Genomic DNA, 22,834 nt, shown 5'->3' with positions numbered 1-22,834 from the left:
GGCATGATCAGTGCCCGTCGGAGCGCTCGTTCCGCAGGACTTCAGACGGAGTACGGGGGTTGGTCAGGTGATTCTCACGGTCACCCTCAACACGGCGGTCGACCTGACCTACCGGGTCCCCGCGCTCACCCCGCACGCCTCCCACCGGGTCACCCAGGTCATCGAGCGGCCCGGCGGCAAGGGGCTCAACGTCGCCCGCGTCCTCGCCGCGCTCGGACACGAGACCGTCGCCACCGGATTCGCGGGCGGCGCCACCGGCGCCGTGCTCCGCGAGCAGCTGGCCGCGACCCCGGTCCGCGACGAACTCGTCGAGACCGAGGGCCCCACCCGCCGCACCGTCGCGATCGTCGACACCGCGACCGGCGACACCACCCAGCTCAACGAACCGGGCCCGACCGTCGGCGCGGCCGAGTGGACCGCCTTCCGCGCCCGCTTCACGGAGCTCCTGGACGGCGCCGCGGCGGTCGCGCTCTGCGGCAGCCTCCCGCCGGGCATCCACGTGGGGGCGTACGCGGAACTCGTCCGCCTCGCCCGTACGGCCGGAGTCCCCGTCCTCCTCGACACCAGCGGGGAACCCCTGCGCCGCGGCATCGCCGCCCGCCCGGACCTCGTCAAGCCCAACGCCGACGAACTCGCCCAGCTCACCGGAGCCCGCGACCCGCTGCGCGCGACCCGCGAGGCACGCGGCCGCGGCGCCCGCGCGGTCGTCTCCTCGCTCGGCCCCGAAGGCCTGCTGGCCGCGACCCCGGAGGGCCTGTGGCGCGCGGCCCCGCCGGCCCCGGTGAAGGGCAACCCGACGGGCGCGGGCGACTCGGCCGTGGCCGGCCTCCTGTCGGGCCTGGTCGACGACGCCCCCTGGCCCGACCGCCTGACCCGAGCGGTCGCCCTCTCGGCGGCGACGGTCCTCTCCCCGGTGGCCGGCGAATACGACCCCGGGGCGTACGAGGAACTGCTGACCCGGGTCAAGGTCACCGAGGAGACGAACCGGCCGTGACGCACGGCCGGTCGCGGAACGGCTAGGACTCCTTCGGCGGTCCCACTTCGAGCCAGTCGAGCAGCACATCGCACTGGTTGCCCGTCTCACACGAGATCTTGATCTCGTTGTCGCCCTTCTTGAGGTTGACCGGCGCCCAGGTGGTCTGCCAGTTCTTCTCCAGGTTCGGGTCCGTGGAGTGGATGAAGTTCTTCAGGCCGAGGGGCGAGGTGTTCGGCTTGCCGTTCACCGTCAGGGTCGCGTTGGCGTCCACCGCCGGGATCGCGTACCGCACGGTCAGGGAGTACGGGCCCTCCGCCGGCATGTTCGCCTTCCACGTCACGGAGGAGCCGACCTGGTTGAAGCCCACGACGTACGTGCCGTTCGAGCCCTCGGCGCCCTTGACGTCCGTGGCCAGACCCGCGCTGCCACCCAGCTTGAGCGTCGCCGCGTCCTGCTTGGGCAGTTCCTCCGGGGTCTTGTCCGCGCTCGGTTCGGTGCTGGGCTCCTCCGACGGCTTCGCCGGGGTCGTCGCGGTCGTGCCGCCCGTGTTCGCCTGGTCGCCCTTGCCGTCGTCGCCGCCCGAGTTCGTGATCACCGCGGCCGCGATGCCCACCACGACGACCGCGACGACCGCGACCGCGCCGATGAGGATGCCCCGGGTGTTGGGGCCGCGACCGGAGCCGCCGCCGTGGTGGTGCTGCGGCGGGGCCTGCTGCTGCGGCACATAGGGCTGCGCGTGCTGCTGGCCGCCGTACTGGCGCTCGCCGACCGTTCTGACCTGGTTGTACGAGGTGCGAGGCACACCGGGCTGAGACGCGGCCGGGCCGGGGTAGCCGTAGCCTCCCCCGCGTGGGGGCTGGGCGCCGGCTGCCTGACCGTCCTCGTACAGGTAGCCGAACGGGTCGTCGTTCTCGGGCTTGTTCGCGCCGTCGTTACCGGCAGCCATCCGGGTTCCTCTCCATGCTCGCCAGCCGTCGCCGACCGGCCGAGCCTACCCCGAACGGACCAGCCCCCGAAGCGGCCCCGGGCCTGTCAGGAGCCTCAGCCGGCGCGCCGGTGGACCTTGGCGCGGGAGCGTTTCTCCACGTACATCCGCTGGTCGGCGGAGTTCAGGACCTCTTCCACGGTCATCCCGCATTCGGCCCAGCCGATGCCGAAACTCGCCCCCACCCGGACCGCCCGCCCGTCCACCCGGATGGGCGGGATGATCGCGTTGCGGAGGCGTACGGCCAGGTCCGCCGCGTCCGCCGCGCCGAGGCCGTCGGCGAGGACGACGAACTCGTCACCCCCGAGCCGGGCGACCGTGTCCCCGTCCCGGACGCCCGTGGTGAGCCGGCGCGCCACCTCGATCAGCACCGCGTCACCGGTGTGGTGCCCGAACCGGTCGTTGATCGACTTGAAACCGTCGAGGTCGCAGAAGAGGACCGCGAGGCCCTTCGTGCCGTCGTCCATGTCACCCCCCGAGGGGGCCACCATGTGGACGTGGTGGTCGTACGGGCCGGCCCCCGCCGGCTCGAAGCCGAAGCCGTGCTCGTGCTCGTGCTCGTACGGCGACTCGTACGGGGACTCGTAGGGACCGGGTCCGCCGGGGTCCTGTCCGGCGTCGTGGCCCGGGTAGGCGGCCGCGCGGTCCGGCTCGTAGCCGCCGTCCCGCGCCGAGTCGTACGCCCCGGACGCGTAGCCCCCGCCGTATCCCGCGGCCTGGTCGACCGACACGTGCGCCGCCGGGCGCTCGCACAGCCGGGCGGAGAGCCGCGAGCGCAGCTCGGCACTGTTCGGGAGGCCGGTGAGGGCGTCGTGCGAGGCGCGGTGAGCCAGCTGGAGCTCGTGCCGCTTGCGCTCCTCGATGTCCTCGACGTGGGTGAGGAGGAAGCGCGGGCCGTCGGCCGCGTCGGCGACGACCGAGTTGCGGAGGGACACCCACACGTAGGTGCCGTCGCGCCGCCCGAGCCGCAGCTCGGCCCGGCCGCCCTCGGCGGAGGTCCGCAGCAGCGTGCCGATGTCCTCGGGGTGGACGAGGTCGGCGAAGGAGTAGCGCCGCATCGCGGCGGCGGGCCGGCCGAGCAGCCGGCACAGGGCGTCGTTGGTCCGCAGGAGCCGGCCGTGCTGGTCGCCGCCCATCTCGGCGATGGCCATTCCGGAGGGGGCGTACTCGAAGGCCTGCCGGAAGGACTCCTCGCTGGCGCGGAGCGCCTGCTGCTCCCGCTCCAGGCGGACGAGGGCGCGCTGCATGTTGGAGCGGAGCCGGGCGTTGCTGATGGCGATCGCCGACTGGGAGGCGTACATCTGGAGCGCCTCCTGGCCCCAGGGGCCCGGGTGCCGGCCGTTGCGGGGGCGGTCGACGGATATGACGCCGAGGAGCTCACGGCCGGAGCCGGGCGGGGGGCCGCCGGAGCGGGCGGAGCCGAGCCGAGGCGAGTACATCGGGGCGTAGAGCCGGTCGTGCGGGTGCCACTCGTCCTCGAAGCGGGGCGCGGGGCCGTCGGTGTGCCACTGGGGGACGTCGTCCTCCATCAGCACCCATCCCTCGGTGTGCGGTATGAACCGCAGGTCGCCCCAGGCGGTGCCCATGGACAGGCGGCGGTCCCAGGAGGCGCGGGAGCCGACCCGGCCGGTGATCAGGGCCTCGGCGGCGGAGCTGCCGGCGAAGGCGGCGACGACGAGGTCACCGTCGGGGCGTACGAGGTTGACGCAGGCGAGCTCGTAGTTGAGACCGGCGACCACACCGTCGGCGACGGTCTGCAGGGTGTCCGCCAGGCTGCGCGCAGTGTTGAGGTCCGCCACGACCTGATGCAGCTGCCGCAGGGTCGAGAGACGGACGTACGGCTCCGACTCGGTCTCCATCGCTCGCTCTCCCCGAGACCTCGACAGCAACTCCAGGGTTCTCATCGGCTTCGTGGTGCACAGTCACCGTTCGTACTGCACTGTCACTGCCACTGAATCACAGCGAGCTGCGCACCCGGTACACAGGGTCAGCAAATACTGGTCGCTGTGACTCAAGTCACAGCAGGTCATGGCGGGTTCACGAGGGTTCCGCGGGGGACCGCGGGAAGGGGCCCGCGACAGGTCCTAGGACCGGCGGGGGTGGCGGCCTGGTCCCCCGGTCCGATGCGGCCCCCGGAGGTCCGGAGCTAGCGTGCGGATGTGCTCCAGAAGACTCCCGCCTCGCCCCCCGTGTCCGATCTGGCCATCCCTCATGCTGAGGGGGTGAGCAACGACGACTTCCGGGCGGCGATGTCCCGCCTCGCGGCCGGTGTGGTCCTGGTGACCGCGCACGACCCCGACGACGGCCCGCGCGGCGAGGACGTCGGCATGACCGCCACGGCCTTCGTGTCGGTCTCCCTCGATCCGCCCCTGGTCCTGGTCAGCCTGCGCAACGGCTCCCGGATGGACGACCTCCTCACCGAGGTGCCCGTCTGGGCGGTGTCGATCCTCGGCGAAGACCAGCGGCACATCGCCGGGCGCTTCGCCATGAAGAACCGCGTCAGCGACCGGCTCCTCTTCGCCGACCTGCCGTACGACCGCGGCGAGGAGAGCGGCGCCCCGCTCATGGGAGGCGCGCTGGCCACCCTGGAGTGCCGCACGGAGAGCCGGGTCGTGGCCGGCGACCACACGCTCGTGGTGGGCCGGGTCCTGACGGTCGCCGCCGGGGCGGCGGACGGCGGCCCGCTGACGTACTACCAGGGGAAGTACCGCCGTCTGTCCTGACCCGGCGGGGCGTGGACGCGGGCTCAGCCCCAGTCGCGGGACCGGCGCGTCCGCTTCGTCTCCGAGCGCTGCTTCTTCTCGCGCAGCCGTCGCTCGTTGATGCCGCGGGGGATCTTCGTGGGCCTGCGGGGCTTCGGCGGCGGGGCCGTCGCCTCGGCGAGCAGCGCGGCGAGGCGCACCGCCGCCGCCTCGCGGTTGCGCCACTGGGAGCGGTGCTCCGAGGCGCGGACCGTCACCACCCCGTTCACCAGCCGCCCGGCGAGGCGCTCCAGGGCGCGGGCCTTCCACACCTCCGGCAGGGCGCCGGTGGCGGCGAGGTCGAAGCGGAGCTCGACCTGGGAGTCGCTGGTGTTCACGTGCTGGCCGCCCGGACCCGAGGAACGCGAGAAACGCCACTGGAGCTCGGCCTCGGGGAGCGAGACGGAGCCTCGGATGGGATACGGACCGGCCATGCCCCCCATGTTCCCCGCTGTCCGCCGTCGGAGTCATCCTGTTTTCGCCGGGAGGACGACGGGAACCGTCCGGGGGCACCATGCGTTTCTCCAGGCAAGACACCACGATGAAAGGGACTTTCCATGGCTGTGAGCCTGTCCAAGGGCGGCAACGTCTCTCTGACCAAGGAGGCCCCGGGCCTCACCGCTGTCACCGTGGGCCTCGGCTGGGACGTCCGCACCACCACCGGCACCGACTTCGACCTCGACGCCTCGGCGATCGGCGTGGACGCCGCGGGCAAGGTCGCCTCCGACGCGCACTTCGTCTTCTTCAACAACAAGTCGACGCCGGACCAGACCATCGTGCACACCGGTGACAACCGCACCGGCGAGGGCGGCGGCGACGACGAGCAGATCAACGTCAACCTCGCGGGCCTCCCGCCGACCGTCGACAAGATCGTCTTCCCGGTCTCCATCTACGACGCGGTGAACCGCTCGCAGAACTTCGGCCAGGTGCGCAACGCCTACATCCGCATCGTGAACCAGGCCGGCGGCGCCGAGATCGCCCGCTACGACCTCTCCGAGGACGCCGCCGTCGAGACCGCCATGGTCTTCGGCGAGCTCTACCGCAACGGCGCCGAGTGGAAGTTCCGCGCGGTCGGCCAGGGCTACGCCTCGGGCCTGGAGGGCATCGCCCGCGACTTCGGCGTCAACCTCTGACCGACGCCCCGCGACATCCCCTGGAGCCCCGGCGGGCCTGCCGCCGGGGCTCTACCCTTGCCCCGTGATCGTCGAAGCCCTCGCGCCCAAGGCCCTGGAGGACGGTGCGGCCCTCCCCGGCCCCCTGCTCACCGAACTCACCGCGCTGTACGCCTCCGCCGAGGAGTTCCAGCAGCTGAGCGGCGACTTCCCGGACCCGGCAGACATCCGGCCCGAGCAGGTCGCGGCGGCCCTCGCCGACGAGCTCGCGCAGCCGACGGCCGAGGTGCTGCTGGCCCGGTCCGGCGGCCGGCTCGTGGCCGTCGCCGTCACCCTCGGCCGGCATCCCGACCCGGCGGAGCCCGACCCGTGGCTGGGGCTCCTCATGGTCCACGGGGACGAGCGCCGCGCGGGCCACGGCCGCCGGCTCGCCGCGTACGTCGAGGACGGCTTCCGCGCCGCGGGCCGTACGGGGCTGCGCCTCGCCGTCCTGGAGAACAACCCGAAGGCGCTGGCCTTCTGGACGGCCCTCGGATACGAGGAGACCGACCGCCGCCCGGACCTCGCCCACGGCCGCCCCTGCGTGGTCATGCGGAAGGCCCTGTGAGCCGCCTGGCCCGGTGAACCGGCGCCCCGCCCGGCCCGGCGGGCCGGGCCGCGATCGGCGGGGCCCCCTCAGGAGGCCGCGGCCGGCTTCTCCTCGCCGTACAGCCAGACGTCCCACAGCTGGTCGAGGTCGCGGCCGGCCACGCTCTCCGCGTACGCGGTGAAGTCGTCCGTCGACGCGTTGGCATGCCGGTACTTCGCGGGCCAGCCGCGCAGGATCTCGTCGAAGGTGCGGTCCCCGACCGTCTCCCGGAGCTTGTACAGCACCATCGCGCCCCGCTGGTACACGGGCGGGTCGAAGAGGTTCTCGGCGGCGGGCGGGGCGGCCGGGGGGAAGGCCCAGTTGGCCTCCTGGGCGAGCGCCCGCTCGAAGTGCGTCCGCGCGGGGACGCCCTCGTACTCCTCCGTGTACAGCCATTCGGCGTAGGTCGCGAACCCCTCGTTCAGCCACAGGTCCCGCCAGCTCGCGGGCGACACCGAGTTCCCGAACCACTGGTGGGCCAGCTCGTGCACCAGGGTCGTGCGGTCGAAGGAGGCCGCCGGGAAGACGGGCCGCGTCTGGGTCTCCAGGGCGTAGCCGAGGGTCCCGTCCACGGTGACGATCGCGCCGGCGCTGGAGAAGGGGTAGGGGCCGAAGCGCCGGGCCTGCCGGGCGATGATCTCGGGGATCTCGCCGCGGAGCGCCGCGGTGCGCGCGGCGACGGGCCGCTCGGCGGCGGTGAGCACGGGGATCCCGTCCGGGGCGGAGGAGCCGTCCGGAGCGGGGGAGCCGTCCGGGGCGGAGGTTCCGGTGGCGGTCGCGTCGGGGGTTCCGGTGGCGGTCGCGGACCCGTTCGCCACCGCGGTCGCCGTCTCGTACCGGCCGATCGCGACCGTCGCGAGATAGCTCGCCATCGGCTCGGTCGTGCGCCACTCGGTCGTGACCCTGCCGTCGGCCCCCGTCCGGCGGCCGGTCCTGGTGCCGTTGGAGATGCCTTCGAGCCCGGCCGGGACGGTGAGCCGCAGCTCGTAGACGGCCTTGTCGGAGGGGTGGTGGTTGCCCGGGAACCAGGTCATCGAGCCGGCCGGCTCGCCGACCGCCACGACCCCGTCGCCGGTGCGCAGCCAGCCCTCCTCCGAGCCGTCCGCGTCCGTGATCGGCTCGGGCACTCCTCCGTAGACGACGGTCGTGCGGAACTCCGCGCCCTCGCGGATCTCCTCGCGCGGCCGGAGCGTGAGTTCGTTCCCCGCCCGGTTGACCGCGGCGGGGGCGCCGTCGACGGACGCCCGGTCGACGGCGAGCCCGGCGAGGTCGAGGTTGAAGGCGCTGAGGTCCTGGGTGGCGCGGGCGGTGATCTCCGCGGTGCCGTCGAGCCGCCCGGTCCCGGGGTCGTAGGCGAGGGTGAGGGCGTAGCGGCCGACGTCGTAGCCGCCGTTGCCGAGCTTCGGGAAGTAGGGGTCGCGCAGCCCGGCGGCCCCCGGGGTGCCCCGGACGCCTCCGGTGGCCTCCGTGCAGCCGCCCGCGAGGAGGGCGAGGGCGGTCAGGGCGGCGGCGAGGCCGCCCGCGGCTGCTCCGGTCCGGCGGTGCCGGTCCGTCCGGTTGCGCTGGGTCACGTATCGATCCTAAGCAGGTCCGACACGGAGAAAGGCGACGGCGCCCGGCGGGGGTCCGGGCGCCGTCGCCGGCTGCGGGTCGCGGGCCGGCCGCGTCCGGGTTACCGGGCGAGGGAGGCGACGCCGGCCCGGGCGAACTTCTCGTCGAGGTCGCCGGAGGGGGCGCCGGCGACGCCGATGCCGGCGATGGGAGCGCCCTTGGCGGTGACGGGGGCGCCGCCGGCGAGGAAGAGGGTGCCGGGGATGTCCTTGAGGGTGGGGGCGTTGGTGAGGCGCTTGGCCAGCTCGGAGGTGGGGGCGTTCCAGGAGACGGCGGTGTAGGCCTTCCTCTGGGCGGACTCGTAGGACTGCGGGCCGGCGCCGTCGCCGCGGAGGGTGACGAGGGTGTTGCCGTTGCGGTCGACGACGGCGACGGAGACGCGCTGGTTCTCCTTCTCGGCGGCGTCGAGGGTGGCCTGCGCAGCCTTCGTGGCGGCCTCGATCGTCAGGTGCGTCGACTGCTGGAGGTTGCCGTTCCCGGCGTCGGCGCGGACCGCGGCGGCGGGGGCGGCGGCCGGGGCGGAGGCGTTCGCGGAGACCGCGCCGAAGGTACCGGCGGCGAGGACGACGGCGGCGGTGGCGCCGAAGAGGATCTTCTTCATGGGGGACTCCAGACGGGTGAGGTGCGGATGGGGAGGTGCTCGGGGAAGCCGTTCGAGCGGCGGGGAGGCGGGGCCGCTCCTTCGCTCTGTCATCCATCCTGTGGCCGCGACCCGGGGCGTACGGTCCACGGTCCGGCTGCCTCGCTCGCGCACACTGGAGGACGGCCGGGTCAGCCGATCGGCTGATGCCCCCGTGGTCCCCCCGGGTCAGGATGGACAGATATCCCCAGGTCAGGAAGGTGGGATCGTGACAGGGCCGACGGAGTCCGAGCAGGGCGGCAGGAAGCCGGCCCACCCGGAGGCGTCGCGGCACGGGCGCGCCTCCCGCTCGCCGGAGACCAGGCCGGAGACCGAGCGGGAGACCAGGCCGGAGACGACGCCGGAGACCGAGCCGGAGACCAGGCCGGAGACCAGGCCGGAGACGACGCCGGAGACCGAGCGGGACCCGGACGCCCCCTGGCTCGCCCGGGTCATGCACATCGCCTTCTTCCTCCTCCTCGGCGCGTCCCTCGCCCGCTTCCTGCTGCGCCACCCCTGGGAGGACCGCAGCCCCTGGATCGTCGCCCTCTCCGGCGCCCTCGCCTCCCTCTACCTCCTCGGCCCCGTCGTCGGCACCCGCGCCGCACCGCGCCGGATCGCCTGGCTGAGCACGGTCGTCGCGGTGTGGATCCTGCTCGTCGTCCTCGCGCCGAGCTTCGCCTGGTGCGCGGTGCCGCTCTTCTACACGGGCCTGCGGACCCTCCCCGCGCGGGCCGCGCTCGGCCTGGTCGCGCTGCTCACCGCGTTCGTGGTGTTCGCGCAGGTGCAGCTCGCCCACGGCGGCTGGGACCCGAACCTGATCGTCGCCCCGCCCGCCGTCGCCGCCATCGCCACCGGGGTCTTCGTCTACTCGGACCGGCAGGCGGCCCGCCAGCGGGCGCTCATCGACGACCTGATCCGCACCCGGCGCGAGCTGGCGGCGATCGAGCGCCGCGAGGGCACCCTGGCCGAGCGGCAGCGGCTGTCCATGGAGATCCACGACACCCTGGCGCAGGGCCTGTCCAGCCAGCAGATGCTGCTCCAGGCGGCCGACCGCACCTGGGACAGCGACCCGGCCACCGCCCGCCGCCACGTGCGGACGGCCGAGTCCATCGCCGAGCGCAACCTCGCCGAGGCCCGCCGCTTCGTGCACGACCTCGCGCCCGCCGACCTCGCCGAGGGCGGCGGCCTCGAAGAGGCCCTGCGGGGTCTCGCGGCCCGCGAGTCGGCGGCGTTCCGGGTCGACGGGACCGCGGTCCTCCTCCCCGAACGGGTCCAGTCGGCGCTCCTGCGGATCGCGCAGGGCGCCCTGGCCAACATCCGCGAGCACGCCGGCGCGGACTCCGCCGCCCTGACCCTCACCTACCTCGACGACCAGGTGGTCCTGGACATCGCCGACGACGGCCGGGGCTTCGACCCGGTCGACCGGGTCGGCGGGGTGCGGGGCCACGGGCTGCCCGCGATGCGCGTGCGGGCGCGGCAGCTGGGCGGCACCCTGACCGTCGAGTCCACGCCGGGCGAGGGCACGGTGCTCTCGGCCGCGATCCCGCTCCCCGGCGGCCACCCGCCCGCGGACCCGTCCCCGCCCCCGTCCCCCCAGGAGTCGTGATGTCCGTACGGATCCTCCTCTGCGACGACCACGTCGTCGTGCGCGCCGGTCTGCTGGCCCTGCTCGGCAGCACCCCCGACATCGAGGTCGTCGGCGAGGCCGGCAGCGGCGAGGAGGCCGTCGCCATGGCGGCGAAGCTGACGCCGGACGTCGTCCTGATGGACCTCCAGCTCGGCGCGGGCATCGACGGCGTGGAGGCGACCCGGCGGATCGCGCCGACCGGCGTCCACGTCCTCGTCCTCACCACGTACGACACGGACGCCGACATCACGCGGGCCATCGAGGCGGGCGCCACCGGCTACCTCCTGAAGGCCGAGCGGCCCGAGGAGCTGTTCGCCGCGATCCACTCGGCCGCCCAGGGCCGCACGGCGCTCTCCCCGCCGGTCGCCAGCCGGGTCATGGACCGGATGCGGGGCGCGGCCGGCCCGAGCCTCACCGACCGGGAACGGGACATCCTGGGCCAGCTGGGGCGCGGCCTCGGCAACCGGGAGATCGCCCGGGCCCTGTTCATCAGCGAGGCGACGGTGAAGACCCACCTCGGCCGGATCTACGCGAAGCTCGGCGTCGACACCCGCGCGGGCGCGGTCGCCGTCGCGAAGGAACGCCGCCTGCTCCCGTAGCCCGTCCCCCGGCGGACCGCGCCCCGACGCGTTCCACGGGCGCGCGGGGCTCGCGCACTGCTACTGTGCGTTTCCTTCCGACAGCAAGGTGTCACACCTCAGGCCCCGGTCAGTCCAGTGGGAGCGCACGTGAAGCTCGCGATCGTCGGCGGCGGACCCGCCGGCCTCTACCTCTCGATCCTGCTGAAGCGGCAGGACCCCGACCACGAGATCACCGTGTACGAGCGGAACCCGGCGGGTTCCACGTACGGCTGGGGCGTCACCTACTGGGCGGGGCTCCTCGACAAGCTCCGCGCGGGCGATCCCGAGTCCGCGGCCGCCGTCGCCGAGGCGTCGGTCACCTGGACCGACGGGGTCGCCATCGTCCGTGACGAGCGGACCGTCCACCGGGGCGACGCGGGCTTCGGCATCGGGCGCCGGCGGATGCTGGCGCTGCTCGCCGACCGGGCCGCGGAACTCGGCGTCCGCGTGGAGTTCGAGCACGGCATCACCGGCCCGGACGCGCCCGAGCTGGCAGGCGCGGACCTGGTGGTCGCCGCCGACGGCGTGAACAGCGTGCTCCGCGAGGCCCATCCCGGGCACTTCGGCAGCGCGGTCGCGAGCGGCCGCAACCCGTACATCTGGCTCGGCACCACCAAGGTCTTCGACTCCTTCAGCTTCGCCTTCAAGGAGACCGCGCACGGCTGGATCTGGTGCTACGCCTACGGGTTCAGCGGCGAGCGGTCGACCTGCGTCGTCGAGTGCTCCCCCGAGACGTGGACCGGCCTCGGTCTCGACGGCCTCGGCGAGGCCGACAGCCTCCGGCTGCTGGAGAAGCTCTTCCACGACCTCCTCGACGGGCACGAGCTGATCGGCCGCGACCGCGCCGACGACGCCGCCCGGTGGCTGACCTTCCGCACCCTCACCAACCGGGTCTGGCACCGCGGCAACCTCGTCCTCCTCGGCGACGCGGCCCACACCACGCACTACTCGATCGGCGCGGGCACCACCCTCGCCCTGGAGGACGCCCTCGCCCTCGCCGACGCCCTGCGCTCCGGCGGGGACCTCGACACCGCGCTCACCACGTACGGGAAGCGGCGCCGCGCCGAGCTCGTCTCGGCCCAGAGCGCGGCCCGTTACAGCGCCCAGTGGTACGAGAACCTGCCCCGCTACATGCGCCTGGAGCCGGCGCAGATGTTCGCCCTGCTCGGCCAGCGCCACTCGCCGCTGCTCCCCCACATCCCGCCGCAGCTGTACTACCGGATCGACCGCGCCGCCGAACAGCTGGAGCCGCTGCGCCGGTTCAAGCGCTGGCTGGGCCCGCGGGTGGCCAGGGCGGTCCACGGACGCCGCTGACCCCCCGGCAGGGATCGCGCGCCGCAGGGCCCACGGCACGCATCGGGCGCCGCCGGGCCCGCGGCCCGAGGACCGCCGAGCCGAGCGCACGAGGCGGCCACGACCGAGCCCCTCGCACGGATCCGGCGCGGCCGAGCCCACGGCGCGAGGACCGCCGAGCCCCCGCACGACCCGGGCGCCGCCGGGCCCACCGCACGCCGGCCCGGTGCCCCCGGCGGTCCTCGCGTACGGCGGGGCCCGGCGCCGTGACACCATCGGACCCGTGCTCGACATCGGCTACTCCCTCTCGCGTCGCTTCCCCGACCCGCCGCAGACCGACTACCGTCGCGCGGACGTCCACGCCCTGCGCCACGACCTGTTCTGCGGGGACGTGTACCTCGCCGACACCCGGGCGGACCGCGAGGTGTCCACAGCCTGGGGATGGGTCCCGGTGCTCGACTTCGCGTGGGCCCTGTGCGACATCGTCGAACAACTCGACCAGGACCCGCGCGGCAGCCGCTCCGCCACCCCGCAGTACGCCGAGCTGGACTTCACCGAGTCCTCCGACCGCATGCTCTTCGAGCGGCGCTTCGGCTGGGTCGACGTCGAGGCCGACTGGATGCCGGGCGACGAACCGCCGGTCACCTTCGACCACGCGGCGCTGCGCCGCGAGGCCCGCGACTTCCTGCACGACCTGATCGCCGACCTCACCGACATGCACGAGGGCCTCGCCGACAACCCGGCCGTCTGGGCCCTCCAGGCCCGCTTCCCCCGCCTGCCCTGACCCCGGAGGCACCGCCGCGCCGGACTACTCCTCGACCCGCACCCCCAGCTGCGCCGCGAGCACCGGCGCGAGGTCGAGGAGCTGCGCCGTCGAGATCACCGCGCCCGCCAGCGACTCCACACCGCGGGCGATCTCCAGCCGCTGGACCCCTCTCAGGTCCACGTCCCTGAGCCGCGCGCCGCCGAAGTCCACCCCCGTCAGCACACAGTCCACGAACTCCACCCGTTCCAGCACGGCGCCCCCGAAGTCGGGCTCGCTCAGCACGCACCCCTCGAAGACGACGTCCTTCAGCTTCGCCGACCGCAGGTTCAGATACTCGCTCTTCCCGCCCCGGACGACCACCCTCTCCAGCACGGCACCGTGCAGCTGCGTCCCGCCGAGCCGGGCGTCCACGAGCTCCACGTCCCGCAGCTGCGCCCCCGCGAGGACCGTCCCCACCCCCCGGACCCCCGTGAGCACCGAGTCGAGGAAACGGGCCCCGGTGAGCCGCGCCTCGTCGAGCCCGCACTCGCGCAGCGCGCAGTCCAGGAACCGCGCGCCCTCCGCCGACTGCCCCGAGAGGTCCAGCCCGGTCAGTTCCAGCCCGTCGTAGTCCCCGTCCGGTTCCAGCCCTCCCCCGTACGGCTCCAGGGGAGGCAGCCGCAGGTCGGGGCGCCGCGCCGCCGCCACCGCCGTCTTCTTCTTCCGAGTCGTCGCCATCCCTCCATGGTGATGTACGCCACTGACAGCGCCCCGATGTCACGAAACCCGGGCCTCGGCCGTCCCATGTGCGGGACCGGACACCAGGTCCGCACGAGGGACAGGGAGAGCGACATGCGCAAGCTCACGATCGTCGGCGGCGGCTTCGCCGGACTGACCGCCGCCATCACCGCCGCCGAGGCGGGCGTCAGGGTGACCGTCCACGAGGCGCACCGGACAGCCGGCGGCCGGGCCCGCACCTCCGAGGGCCCGCACCACACCAACGAGGGGCCGCACGCCCTGTACTCCGGCGGCCCGCACTGGACCTGGCTCAAGCAGCGCGGACTCCTCGGCCCGCTGGCCCCGCTGCCCGCCTCCGAGGTCCTCCGGCTCCGCTTCCACCGCGGCGGTTCCGTGCTCCGCACCCCGCCCCTGGCCATGGTCCGCCAGGCGCTGCGCAGCGCGGGCAAGGCCCCCGTGGACACCGACTTCCGCACCTGGGCCACCGGGCTCGCGGGCGAGCGCGCCGCGCACGCCGCCGCCGCGTACTCCGGGGTCGCGATCTTCCACCACGACCCGGGCTCGCTCTCCGCACGGTTCGTGCAGGAGCGGCTCCACCGGGCCTCCACCCTGCCGCCCGAGGCGCACTACATCCGGGGAGGCTGGGGCCGGCTCATCGAGCGGATGGTGGCGCGCGCGGGGGAGCTGGGCGCCCGGATCGAGACCTCGTCCCGGGTCGACAGCCTCGACGACCTGCCGCGCGACGAGGGGCCCGTGATCGTCGCGACCGCCCTGCCGGCCGCCGCCCGGCTGCTCGGCGACCCGTCGCTGACGTGGGAGAGCGGCCGTACCGTCCTGTTCGACCTGGCGGTGCGCACCCGGAAGGGCGACCCGTTCGTGCTCTCGGACCTGGACGCCCCGGGCTGGATCGAGCGCTTCACGGCCCAGGACCCGGCGCTCGCCCCGGCCGGGCAGCAGCTGATCCAGGCCCAGCTGCCGATCGGCCCCGGCGGGTCGAAGGCGGACGGCGTGGCCCACGCCGAGCGGCTCCTCGACCTGGGCTTCCCGGGCTGGCGGGAGCGGACGGTGTGGCGGCGCGAGTCGGTGTCCCAGGGCCGTACGGGGGCGGTCGACCTGCCCGGCACGACCTGGCGCGACCGGCCGGCCGTCGACCGGGGTGACGGCGTGTACCTGGTCGGCGACCAGGTGGCGGCGCCCGGCGTGCTCTCGGAGGTGTCGTTCACCAGCGCGGTGGAGGCGGTGTCGCTGGCGCTGCGCGCGCATCGGGACGGCGACCGGACGGGGCTTGACCTCAAGCATGCTTGAGGTCGGAGGCTGTTCCTCGTCGCACACCGACCGCCCGCACGACGAACGGGGAACACCATGCATGCCGTCCGCCTCCACGCCTTCGGCCCCGCCGAGAACCTCCAGTACGAGGAGACCCCCGACCCCGCACCGGGCCCCGGCCAGGTCCGCGTCCGGGTCGCGGCGGCCGGCGTGCACCTCCTCGACACCGCGCTCAGGGAGGGGATGACGGGTCCCTTCCCCGCGCCCGCCGAGCTGCCCACCGTCCCGGGCCGCGAGGTCGCCGGCACCGTCGACGCCCTCGGCGAGGGCACCGACCCCGGCTGGCTCGGCAGGCGCGTCGTCGCCCACCTCGGCATGGCCCCCGGCGGCTACGCCGAGCTCGCCGTCACCGACGCCGCCCGCCTGCACGCCCTGCCCGACCACCTGGGCGAGGCGGAGGCCGTCGCGATGATCGGCACCGGCCGCACCACCCTGGGCATCCTGCAGTTCACCGCGCTCGGCCCCGACTCGGTGGCGGTCGTCCCGGCGGCGGCCGGCGGCATCGGGACCCTGCTCGTCCAGTACGCCAAGAACGCCGGGGCCACCGTCGTCGGCCTGGCCGGCGGCCCAGCCAAGACGGCCCTCGTCGAGGAGAACGGCGCCGACCTGGCCGTCGACTACACGCTGCCGGACTGGCCGGAGAAGGTCCGCGCGTACCTGGGCGGGCGCACCGCGACCGTCGTCTTCGACTCGGTCGGCGGGGACACCGGCCGCGCCGCCGTCGACCTGCTCGGCGAGGGCGGGCAGCACCTCGTCTTCGGCTGGTCGGGCGCCGGTCTCCGCGACGGCGAACCGCTCACCTTCACCCCGGAGGAGCTGGCCGCGCGCGGCATCACCTCGGAGTCCGTCCTCGGCCCCGTCATGCTCCGGAAGGCCGGGGGCGACGTCCGCACCCTCGAACTCGCCGCGCTGGACGCCGCGGCGACCGGCACCCTCCGCCCGGCGGTCCACCGCTTCCCCCTCGCGGACGCGGCGGCCGCGCACCACGCCCTGGAGACGCGGGGCACGACGGGGAAGGTGGTCCTGATCCCCTGATCCCCTGATCCACGGGGTCCGGCCCCGCGGCCCGGCACCGGCACCGGCACCGCGGGCCGCCGCCCCGCCCGGCACCGACACACCGCGGGCCCGCCCGGCCGGGCACCGACACACCGCGGGCCCGTCCGGCCGGTCGTCGGCGTCGGACGGGCCCGCGGGCCGTACGAGGGCTCAGACCGCCCCGACCACGTCCCAGGAGTGCGCCTTGAACTCCTTCAGGAAGTCGGGGTGGTCCTCCCACATCCGGGCGACGGAGCGCAGCACGTCCCAGTTGTGCTCCAGCGCCTGGTCCACCACCGGCCGCAGCTCCGGCGCCGACTCCCGCTTCTCCACGAGGCCGTTGACCGCGGAGGCGGCCTGCACCGTGTACCGCGCGGCCCGCAGGGCCCGCGACGTGTCGTCCATGCCGAACCCGTGGTCGCTCCCGTTCGCCGGGTCGAAGAGCGGAGTCAACCGCGCCTCGATGAACGCCGTGATCCGCTGGAACCGCTGCTCGATGTCCGTATCCATGGGACCTTCCTACACCCCTGCGGCGCCGAGCTCGGCCAGCGCCCCGTCCGTCAGCCGGTAGACCGTCCACTCGTCCTGCGGGCGGGCGCCCAGCGACTCGTAGAAGTCGATCGACGGCTTGTTCCAGTTCAGGACGGACCACTCCAGGCGCTCGTATCCGCGCGCGACGCAGATCCGGGCCAGTTCGGTGAGCAGCGCCTTGCCGTGGCCGCCGCCGCGCGCCTCCGGACGGACGTACAGGTCCTCCAGGTAGATGCCGTGGACGCCGCGCCAGGTCGAGAAGTTGAGGAACCAGATCGCGAAGCCCACCACCTCGCCGTCCTCGTTCTCGGCGATGTGCGCGAAGGCGGCGGGCCGGTCGCCGAAGAGGGCCTCACGGAGTTGCTCGGGAGTCGCGCGGACCTCGTCGAGGGCCTTCTCGTACGCGGCGAGGTCACGGACGAGGGCGTGGACGACGGGAACGTCGGCGGGCGTGGCTGTACGGATCATGGGACCACCCTGCCCCGACGGGCCCGGTCCCGGCCAGGGGAATCTCACCCCCGGCCGCGGGAGCGCCCGGCGCCTCACCCCCGGGCCGCGCGCAGGATCAGCGCCACCTCCACCTGCTCCTCGTCGAGCGCCGGCTCGCCGTCCTCCACGTCCCACAGCCCGTTCTGCAGCACCCGCCCCAGCGTCCACGCCACCGCCCGCCCCCGGTCGCCGACGACCTCGGCGAGGAGGTCGAAGCGCCACAGGACGTCGGCCGGGTCGAAGCGGTCCATCAGGGCCGGCAGCAGGTCGAAGCCCGGATCGCCCGCGAGCGGCTTGGGATCGATCGCCAGCCACGGTTCGCGCTCGGCGGCCAGGACGTTCCCGAGGTGCAGGTCCCAGTGGAGCAGCCGGTCGCCCGGCTCGCCCACCACCTCCCGCACCGCCGCGGCGCAGTCCCGCAGCACCGCGGCGTCCTCCGCGCCGATGCGGCCGACCGCGTCCGGGACGTCCGCGAGCATCCCGACCGCGATGTCGCCGAGGCCCCGCAGTCCCGCCGGGGCCGGCAGCGCCACCAGCCGGTCGAGCAGCCCCGCGACGACGCCCATCGCCTCCCGCGTGTCGGCGACGGAGCTCAGCGGCCGGGCCTCGTCGAGCCGCTCCAGGAGCATGGTCCCCGTGGCGGCGTCGTGGTCGAGGAGCCGGACGACGCCACCGCCGTCCCACACGCGCAGCCCGACCGGCTCCCCCTCGGTCTCCTCGTCGAGGATCTGCATCTTCAGCGCGGCCGGCGTACCGTCCGCGACCCGCTCGACGGGCAGGACGAGCGAGGCCATGCCGTACATGGAGGGCCCGGTGACCCGGAGCCCCCACCGGTCGAGGAACTCCCCGGCCAGCTCGGGCAGCCCGGCGACGAACGCCCGTCCTGCCTCTCCGTTGTACTTCACCTGGGACGCGACGAGTTGCTCCGGTACGTGGATCACGCCACGACCCTAGGGGGTGTCTTGTCGATCAGGCCGGATCAGGGAGCGGGGTCTGGTGCGTGCGATCGCAAGGCGGAGGAGGGAGTCAACGCGGAGCGTTGGCGACTGACGACAACGCGGCGAGCGTGCGTGCCATACCCCGCGAGCCCGGCCTGGTCGACAAGACACCCCCTAGACACCGGCGTCGCGCAGCGCCTCCGAGAATCGGGCGGCGTCGTAGAGGGCGTCGCCGCCGGGCAGCGCGGCCCCGTCCACCAGTACGGTCGGCGTGCCGCCGACCCCCGACGCCTCGAAGGCCTTCTCGGCGTCCGCCACCCACCGCCGGTGCGTGTCCTCCCGGACGGCCCGGTCGAAGGCGGCGCTCCGCAGCCCCTCCACCCGGTCCGCGATCCGCAGCAGCTGCTCGGCGGTGAACCCGTCCCCGTGGCCGCCCGCCCCGGCGCCCGGCAGGGAGGCGAAGAGCGCCGCCTGGAACAGGGCGAACCGCCCCGGGCCCGCGTCCGCCGACGCCCGCAGCGCGTTCGCGGCCCGTGCCGAGGCCGCGCCGCCGGTCCGGTCGTCGAGGAAGGACGCGACGACGTACTCGACCCGCACCGTGCCCGCCGCGGCCTCGTCCGCGAGGACCGTCCCGCCGCTCCCCTCGAACTTCGCGCAGTACCCGCAGCGCGGGTCGACGTACACCGTGACCGTGTGGGGCGCGTGCTCGTCACCGACGACGATCTTCGTACCCCGCACGGCCGCGGGCAGCCGCGCGAGCACCTCCGCGCGGTCCGCCGGAGCCGCCGCCACCGCGGCGGCCGTCACCGCCCCGCTCTGCGAACACCCCACCGCTGCAAGGCCGATGAGGCCTGCCGAGAGGGCTGCGGCGACCAGCCGCCGGGTCCTGCGTACGGGCATGGGGAGGTCCTTCCGGAACGACGGAATCCGTGGCGGCCGCGCCTGCGCCGTCCTCCCCCGACGCTAGGCCGCGCCCCCACCGCGAACCGCCGGCGAAGGACCCGTATCCACGGGACCAAGGCCCCGGTAACCTCCCGCCCACGCACCCGGAAGAGGGATACACATGAGTACGGTCAACGGCGGCATCTCGTTCTGGTACGCGCAGGACGGCGCCCCCGCTCCCCGCGAACCGCTCCCCGGCGACACCAGCGCCGACGTCTGCATCGTCGGCGGCGGCTACACGGGCCTGTGGACCGCCTACTACCTCAAGAAGGCCGTCCCCTTCCTCGACATCACGGTCCTGGAGGCGAAGTTCTGCGGGTACGGCGCCTCCGGCCGCAACGGCGGCTGGCTCTACAACGGCATCGCCGGCCGCGACCGCTACGCCAGGCTCCACGGGCACGAGGCCGCCGTCCGCCTCCAGCAGGCCATGAACGCGACCGTCACCGAGGTCCTCGACGTCTGCGACACCGAGAAGATCGAGGCCGACCAGCACCGCGGCGGGGTCCTGGAGGTCGCCCTCTCCCCCGCCCAGCTGGCCCGCCTCAAGGAGTTCCACGCGGCCGAGACCGCCTTCGGCGAGACCGACCGCGAGCTGTACGGGGCGCGCGAGACCTCCGAACGCATCTGCGTCACCGGCGCCGTCGGCTCCTCCTGGACCCCGCACGGCGCACGCCTCCACCCGGTGAAGCTGGTCAAGGGCCTCGCCGCGGCCGTCGAGGCCCTCGGCGTCACCGTCCACGAGTCGACGCCGGTCACCGAGATCAGGCCGAAGCACGCCGTCACCCCGTACGGCACGGTCCGCGCCCCGTACGTCCTGCGCTGCACCGAGGGCTTCACGGCCTCCCTCACGGGCCAGCGCCGCACCTGGCTCCCGATGAACTCCTCGATGATCGCCACCGAGCCGCTCAGCGAGGCCCAGTGGGAGTCGATCGGCTGGGCGGGCCGCGAGACCCTCGGCGACATGGCGCACGCCTACATGTACGCCCAGCGCACCGCCGACGGCCGTATCGCCCTGGGCGGCCGGGGCGTCCCGTACCGCTTCGGCTCGAAGACCGACAACGACGGTCGCACCCAGCCGCAGACGATCGAGGCCCTGCGCGAGATCCTGGTCCGCTTCTTCCCGCAGCTGGCGGGGGTACGGGTGGACCACGCCTGGTCCGGCGTCCTCGGCGTCCCCCGCGACTGGTGCGCGACGGTGACGCTCGACCGCTCCACGGGTCTCGGCTGGGCGGGCGGCTACGTCGGCTCGGGCGTCGCCACGGCGAACCTGGCCGCCCGCACCCTGCGCGACCTCGTCCAGCAGGACTCGGGCCAGTCGGGCGCGACCGGCCTCACGACCCTCCCGTGGGTGAACCACAAGGTCCGCAAGTGGGAGCCCGAACCGCTGCGCTGGCTGGGCGTCCAGACGATGTACGCGGCCTTCCGGGGAGCGGACCGCCGCGAGGCGACGGGCCACGCGGCGACCACGGACCGGGTGGCGATCCTGGCGAACCGCCTCAGCGGCCGCTGAGGCGGGAGGAGGCTCGCGGAGGGCGGAAGCAGGGCGGACGCGGCGCGCGCAGGACAGAAGCAGAGGGCGGACGCGGCGCGCGGAGAACGGACGCGGGGGCGCAGGACAGAAGCGGAGAACGGACGCGGCTTGGGAAGAGGGGCGGGTGGCGCCCCGCCACCCCTCGCCGCCGAGCCCGCCCGTACGCGGAATGTGCGGGGGACGCGCGGCGCCCCCCGCCACTGCCTCTCTACTCCACCTCGATGCCGAAGTCCCCGACCAGTTCCTCCAGCCCGCCCCGGTAGCCCTTCCCGCCGAGGACGAAGTCCCAGTCGCCGCCGGCCCTCCGGCGGAAGGACCCGAGGACGAGCGCGGTCTCGCCCGGGCGTCCGTCGGAGACGACGAGCCGGTCCAGCTCCGTGCCGGAGTCGTCGCGCAGCCGGATGCCGGCGTCGGTGAAGCCGCGGAGGTCGGCCTCCGGGTTGGCCTCGGGGTCGACGGCGGCGACGAGGACGAGCCGGTCCGCCGACGCCGGCAGGGCGTCGAAGCCGACCCGGACGGCGGCCCGGTCACCGGGCGGCGCGGCGACCATGGCGACGGAACCGTCGGGCGTGGCCGGGTTGTTGAAGAAGACGAACCACTCGTCGCCGAGCACCCGCTGCCCCGAGCAGACGAGCGCGCACACGTCGAGCACCACGGATCCGGTCCAGTCCATCCCGAGGAGGTTGAAGTCCGCGTCGGCCTCGGCGGTGGGGCCGGCGGCCGGGGCGGCGGGCGCGGCGGGGGTCGAGGGGGCGGCGGCGGACGTCCCCGGCCCGGGCCCCAGCCGCCCGCGCAGTCCGTGCTGGTGCAGCAGGTCGACCAGTTCGGTCCCGGAGATGAGGGTGAGCGGCTTGCCGTTGGCGAAGGTGTAGGAGCCGGGCCCGAACCCGGAGGTGGTGACGAGGACGCCCTTGTTGGCGCCGGCGCCCTGCACGGTGCCGAAGAGGTCGCGCACCGCGGAGGGCGGGACGGTGTTCCGGTAGCGCTTCACCTGGACGAGGATCGACCCGCCGCTGATGGGGTCGGGGTCGAGGGCCTCGACGTCGACCCCGCCGTCGTTCGACCGCTGTGTGGTGACGGCCTGGAGCCCCCGGGCCCGGAACAGTTCGGCGACGAGCCCCTCGAAGGCGACCGGGTCCATGGCCAGCAGATCGGGCTCGTCCCCGTCGCCCTGGACGACGACCTCGGCCCCGACCTGTTCGGGGGTCAGCAGGGGTACGACGGAGGCGCGTTCGTCGGGCTTGGTGGCGAGGCGCCCGTCGAGCGCGCCGGTCACGCACTCCACGGCCGCGACCAACTCCAGGTTGAGCCGCTCGAAGACGTCCCGTCCGACGGCGACCGAGGCGACGCAGACCCGCCCGGCGAGGCCGGTGGCGGGATCGACGCCGCCCACGTACCCGTTGAGGGTGACGGCGTCCAGGGCGCCGGAGCGGTCGGCGCGGAACAGCTCGTGCAGGGCGAGGAGGACGCTCTGCGCCAGCACGTCGCGGTAGAGGCCGCGCCGCTGGCCGACGGGCCGCGGCACGTCCCTCTCCTGGTCGGTGCTCGGAAGGTACTTGACCCCCTTGGCCTCGGGGACGACCTCGTACCCGGGCAGGTCCCAGTCGAGCACGAGCCGCCGCCGGCCCCGCTCGTAGGCGGCGGACACCTCCCGGGGAAACCCCTCGGGCCAGGCGGTGGAGGCGAAGAGGACGGCGGAGAAGTACTCGACGACGGTCTCGGCGTCCCCGCCGCCGAGGGCGGCCTCGGTGCCGGCGACCCCGCGGTTGTGCGCGCGGATCTCGGCGAGCCGCGCGGCCGCCCACTCGTCGTACGCGGTCCGGTAGGCGGCCAGTTGCTCGACGCGCCGCGCCTCGGCGGCCTGGGCCGCGTACCAGTCCCGCTCGTAGCGGGCGCGGGCGTCCCGCTCGGCCTGCGCCCGCCCGGACGCGGTCCAGGCGGCCTCGGGCCGGTAGTGGCTCTGGTCCGGCATGCGGACGGGATCCCCGAGGGGGCCGGGCGAGAAGGGCTCGATGTCCTCGGTCCTGCGCAGACCCGCCACGCTGAAGGCGGGTGCGCGGCACCCGGTGGCCAGCAGCCCTTCGAGCTCCCGCACCCGCGCGTCCAACTCCTGGGTGCGGCGCAGGGCGTCGGCCTCCCGCCGCTGCCGGTAGGCCGCCTTCTGCTCCCGCTGCATCCGGGCGACGTCCCGCTCGTACGCCCGCTGCACCCGCTCGGCGTCCCGCTGCTGCCGCAGCACGGCCTGGTGCTGCCCCTCCCGCTGCCGCTGCGCCACCCGCTGCTGCTCGGCCCACGTGCCGATCAGCCCCCCGGAACGCCGCCCCATCAGCCCCACCCCTCCCGC

Annotated in this window: 22 protein-coding genes; 11 read left to right on the top strand and 11 right to left on the bottom strand. The window is 74.6% G+C overall.

The genetic code is table 11. From position 1 onward, the window contains the following. Positions 1-67 precede the first annotated feature (67 nt). Positions 68-994, top strand: a complete 927-nt coding sequence (locus tag ACF09E_RS21360; RefSeq protein WP_392206535.1) for a 1-phosphofructokinase family hexose kinase — start codon at positions 68-70, stop codon at positions 992-994. A 22-nt stretch (positions 995-1,016) separates the two neighbouring features. Here ACF09E_RS21360 and ACF09E_RS21355 read toward each other — a convergent pair whose 3' ends face one another. Both ACF09E_RS21355 and cdgB read right to left on the bottom strand, forming a co-directional pair. Continuing rightward, a complete protein-coding gene (locus tag ACF09E_RS21355) occupies positions 1,017-1,922 on the bottom strand; it encodes a CBM35 domain-containing protein (protein ID WP_392206534.1) in 906 nt (301 codons plus the stop codon). 95 nt (positions 1,923-2,017) lie between these two features. Then, complete coding sequence (gene cdgB, locus ACF09E_RS21350; protein WP_392206533.1) at positions 2,018-3,820, bottom strand: diguanylate cyclase CdgB; 1,803 nt, start codon at positions 3,818-3,820, stop codon at positions 2,018-2,020. Between the two features lie 300 nt (positions 3,821-4,120). Between cdgB and ACF09E_RS21345 the strand changes: the two genes are divergently transcribed. Beyond that, complete coding sequence (locus ACF09E_RS21345; RefSeq protein WP_392206532.1) at positions 4,121-4,684, top strand: flavin reductase family protein; 564 nt, start codon at positions 4,121-4,123, stop codon at positions 4,682-4,684. Positions 4,685-4,707: 23 nt separating this feature from the next. Here ACF09E_RS21345 and arfB read toward each other — a convergent pair whose 3' ends face one another. Next, positions 4,708-5,145 (bottom strand): alternative ribosome rescue aminoacyl-tRNA hydrolase ArfB, encoded by a 438-nt coding sequence (gene arfB, locus ACF09E_RS21340; RefSeq protein WP_392206531.1) that lies wholly within the window; start codon positions 5,143-5,145, stop codon positions 4,708-4,710. 114 nt (positions 5,146-5,259) lie between these two features. On the opposite strand from arfB, the gene ACF09E_RS21335 reads away from it, so the two are divergent. Both ACF09E_RS21335 and ACF09E_RS21330 read left to right on the top strand, forming a co-directional pair. Further along, on the top strand, positions 5,260-5,835 hold the full coding sequence (locus tag ACF09E_RS21335) for a TerD family protein (RefSeq protein WP_392046835.1): 576 nt from the start codon (positions 5,260-5,262) through the stop codon (positions 5,833-5,835). A gap of 64 nt (positions 5,836-5,899) precedes the next feature. Further along, positions 5,900-6,421: a GNAT family N-acetyltransferase gene (locus ACF09E_RS21330; RefSeq protein WP_392206530.1), complete on the top strand. Its 522-nt coding sequence runs from the start codon at positions 5,900-5,902 to the stop codon at positions 6,419-6,421. Positions 6,422-6,489: 68 nt separating this feature from the next. Here the strand turns inward: ACF09E_RS21330 and ACF09E_RS21325 are convergent, their stop codons facing one another. Continuing rightward, positions 6,490-8,013 (bottom strand): M1 family metallopeptidase, encoded by a 1,524-nt coding sequence (locus tag ACF09E_RS21325; protein ID WP_392206529.1) that lies wholly within the window; start codon positions 8,011-8,013, stop codon positions 6,490-6,492. A gap of 101 nt (positions 8,014-8,114) precedes the next feature. Beyond that, positions 8,115-8,654, bottom strand: a complete 540-nt coding sequence (locus ACF09E_RS21320; protein ID WP_392206528.1) for a heme-binding protein — start codon at positions 8,652-8,654, stop codon at positions 8,115-8,117. Positions 8,655-9,126: 472 nt separating this feature from the next. Here ACF09E_RS21320 and ACF09E_RS21315 point away from each other — a divergent pair, with 472 nt between their 5' ends. The 4 genes from ACF09E_RS21315 to ACF09E_RS21300 all read left to right on the top strand — a co-directional run bounded on the left by ACF09E_RS21315 (position 9,127) and on the right by ACF09E_RS21300 (position 12,999). After that, positions 9,127-10,281: a sensor histidine kinase gene (locus ACF09E_RS21315; RefSeq protein ID WP_392206726.1), complete on the top strand. Its 1,155-nt coding sequence runs from the start codon at positions 9,127-9,129 to the stop codon at positions 10,279-10,281. Then, entirely contained in the window at positions 10,281-10,901 is a 621-nt protein-coding gene (locus tag ACF09E_RS21310) for a response regulator transcription factor (RefSeq protein WP_361853297.1), read from the top strand. Before ACF09E_RS21315 ends, ACF09E_RS21310 begins: the two co-directional genes overlap by 1 nt. Before the next feature lie 129 nt (positions 10,902-11,030). Then, complete coding sequence (locus ACF09E_RS21305; RefSeq protein WP_392206527.1) at positions 11,031-12,236, top strand: FAD-dependent monooxygenase; 1,206 nt, start codon at positions 11,031-11,033, stop codon at positions 12,234-12,236. A gap of 262 nt (positions 12,237-12,498) precedes the next feature. After that, positions 12,499-12,999 carry a hypothetical protein gene (locus tag ACF09E_RS21300; protein ID WP_392206725.1) on the top strand — a complete coding sequence of 167 codons (501 nt, stop codon included), beginning with the start codon at positions 12,499-12,501 and terminating at the stop codon, positions 12,997-12,999. Positions 13,000-13,023: 24 nt separating this feature from the next. Here the strand turns inward: ACF09E_RS21300 and ACF09E_RS21295 are convergent, their stop codons facing one another. Beyond that, positions 13,024-13,698: a pentapeptide repeat-containing protein gene (locus ACF09E_RS21295; RefSeq protein WP_392206526.1), complete on the bottom strand. Its 675-nt coding sequence runs from the start codon at positions 13,696-13,698 to the stop codon at positions 13,024-13,026. Between the two features lie 114 nt (positions 13,699-13,812). On the opposite strand from ACF09E_RS21295, the gene ACF09E_RS21290 reads away from it, so the two are divergent. Both ACF09E_RS21290 and ACF09E_RS21285 read left to right on the top strand, forming a co-directional pair. Further along, positions 13,813-15,003 (top strand): FAD-dependent oxidoreductase, encoded by a 1,191-nt coding sequence (locus ACF09E_RS21290; RefSeq protein WP_392206525.1) that lies wholly within the window; start codon positions 13,813-13,815, stop codon positions 15,001-15,003. Positions 15,004-15,060: 57 nt separating this feature from the next. Then, positions 15,061-16,059: a zinc-binding dehydrogenase gene (locus ACF09E_RS21285; protein WP_392206524.1), complete on the top strand. Its 999-nt coding sequence runs from the start codon at positions 15,061-15,063 to the stop codon at positions 16,057-16,059. Positions 16,060-16,230: 171 nt separating this feature from the next. Here the strand turns inward: ACF09E_RS21285 and ACF09E_RS21280 are convergent, their stop codons facing one another. The 4 genes from ACF09E_RS21280 to ACF09E_RS21265 form a co-directional block, all read right to left on the bottom strand. Continuing rightward, complete coding sequence (locus ACF09E_RS21280; RefSeq protein WP_361853279.1) at positions 16,231-16,569, bottom strand: hypothetical protein; 339 nt, start codon at positions 16,567-16,569, stop codon at positions 16,231-16,233. A gap of 9 nt (positions 16,570-16,578) precedes the next feature. Beyond that, the gene (locus tag ACF09E_RS21275; RefSeq protein ID WP_392206523.1) at positions 16,579-17,058 is read right to left on the bottom strand and encodes a GNAT family N-acetyltransferase; all 480 of its coding nucleotides are present in this window, start codon (positions 17,056-17,058) and stop codon (positions 16,579-16,581) included. A 74-nt stretch (positions 17,059-17,132) separates the two neighbouring features. After that, on the bottom strand, positions 17,133-18,020 hold the full coding sequence (locus ACF09E_RS21270; RefSeq protein WP_392206522.1) for an aminoglycoside phosphotransferase family protein: 888 nt from the start codon (positions 18,018-18,020) through the stop codon (positions 17,133-17,135). Between the two features lie 171 nt (positions 18,021-18,191). Next, complete coding sequence (locus ACF09E_RS21265; protein WP_392206521.1) at positions 18,192-18,917, bottom strand: DsbA family protein; 726 nt, start codon at positions 18,915-18,917, stop codon at positions 18,192-18,194. Positions 18,918-19,080: 163 nt separating this feature from the next. Between ACF09E_RS21265 and ACF09E_RS21260 the strand changes: the two genes are divergently transcribed. Further along, on the top strand, positions 19,081-20,469 hold the full coding sequence (locus ACF09E_RS21260; RefSeq protein ID WP_392206520.1) for an NAD(P)/FAD-dependent oxidoreductase: 1,389 nt from the start codon (positions 19,081-19,083) through the stop codon (positions 20,467-20,469). Positions 20,470-20,698: 229 nt separating this feature from the next. Here ACF09E_RS21260 and ACF09E_RS21255 read toward each other — a convergent pair whose 3' ends face one another. Further along, on the bottom strand, positions 20,699-22,816 hold the full coding sequence (locus ACF09E_RS21255) for a restriction endonuclease (protein WP_392206519.1): 2,118 nt from the start codon (positions 22,814-22,816) through the stop codon (positions 20,699-20,701). Positions 22,817-22,834: the final 18 nt, after the last annotated feature.

The organism is Streptomyces sp. NPDC014891 (assembly GCF_043081085.1).
Lineage (GTDB): Bacteria > Actinomycetota > Actinomycetes > Streptomycetales > Streptomycetaceae > Streptomyces.
This window is presented reverse-complemented; position numbering and strand designations above follow the sequence as displayed.

What these genes read in the sequence shown, in the direction of transcription:
- ACF09E_RS21355 (WP_392206534.1), bottom strand. Translation starts at nt 1,922, where the DNA reads ATGGCTGCCGGTAACGACGGCGCGAACAAGCCCGAGAACGACGACCCG.
- cdgB (WP_392206533.1), bottom strand. Translation starts at nt 3,820, where the DNA reads ATGGAGACCGAGTCGGAGCCGTACGTCCGTCTCTCGACCCTGCGGCAG.
- arfB (WP_392206531.1), bottom strand. Translation starts at nt 5,145, where the DNA reads ATGGGGGGCATGGCCGGTCCGTATCCCATCCGAGGCTCCGTCTCGCTC.
- ACF09E_RS21335 (WP_392046835.1), top strand. Translation starts at nt 5,260, where the DNA reads ATGGCTGTGAGCCTGTCCAAGGGCGGCAACGTCTCTCTGACCAAGGAG.
- ACF09E_RS21320 (WP_392206528.1), bottom strand. Translation starts at nt 8,654, where the DNA reads ATGAAGAAGATCCTCTTCGGCGCCACCGCCGCCGTCGTCCTCGCCGCC.
- ACF09E_RS21315 (WP_392206726.1), top strand. Translation starts at nt 9,127, where the DNA reads ATGCACATCGCCTTCTTCCTCCTCCTCGGCGCGTCCCTCGCCCGCTTC.
- ACF09E_RS21310 (WP_361853297.1), top strand. Translation starts at nt 10,281, where the DNA reads ATGTCCGTACGGATCCTCCTCTGCGACGACCACGTCGTCGTGCGCGCC.
- ACF09E_RS21295 (WP_392206526.1), bottom strand. Translation starts at nt 13,698, where the DNA reads ATGGCGACGACTCGGAAGAAGAAGACGGCGGTGGCGGCGGCGCGGCGC.
- ACF09E_RS21290 (WP_392206525.1), top strand. Translation starts at nt 13,813, where the DNA reads ATGCGCAAGCTCACGATCGTCGGCGGCGGCTTCGCCGGACTGACCGCC.
- ACF09E_RS21285 (WP_392206524.1), top strand. Translation starts at nt 15,061, where the DNA reads ATGCATGCCGTCCGCCTCCACGCCTTCGGCCCCGCCGAGAACCTCCAG.
- ACF09E_RS21280 (WP_361853279.1), bottom strand. Translation starts at nt 16,569, where the DNA reads ATGGATACGGACATCGAGCAGCGGTTCCAGCGGATCACGGCGTTCATC.
- ACF09E_RS21275 (WP_392206523.1), bottom strand. Translation starts at nt 17,058, where the DNA reads ATGATCCGTACAGCCACGCCCGCCGACGTTCCCGTCGTCCACGCCCTC.
- ACF09E_RS21265 (WP_392206521.1), bottom strand. Translation starts at nt 18,917, where the DNA reads ATGCCCGTACGCAGGACCCGGCGGCTGGTCGCCGCAGCCCTCTCGGCA.
- ACF09E_RS21260 (WP_392206520.1), top strand. Translation starts at nt 19,081, where the DNA reads ATGAGTACGGTCAACGGCGGCATCTCGTTCTGGTACGCGCAGGACGGC.
- ACF09E_RS21255 (WP_392206519.1), bottom strand. Translation starts at nt 22,816, where the DNA reads ATGGGGCGGCGTTCCGGGGGGCTGATCGGCACGTGGGCCGAGCAGCAG.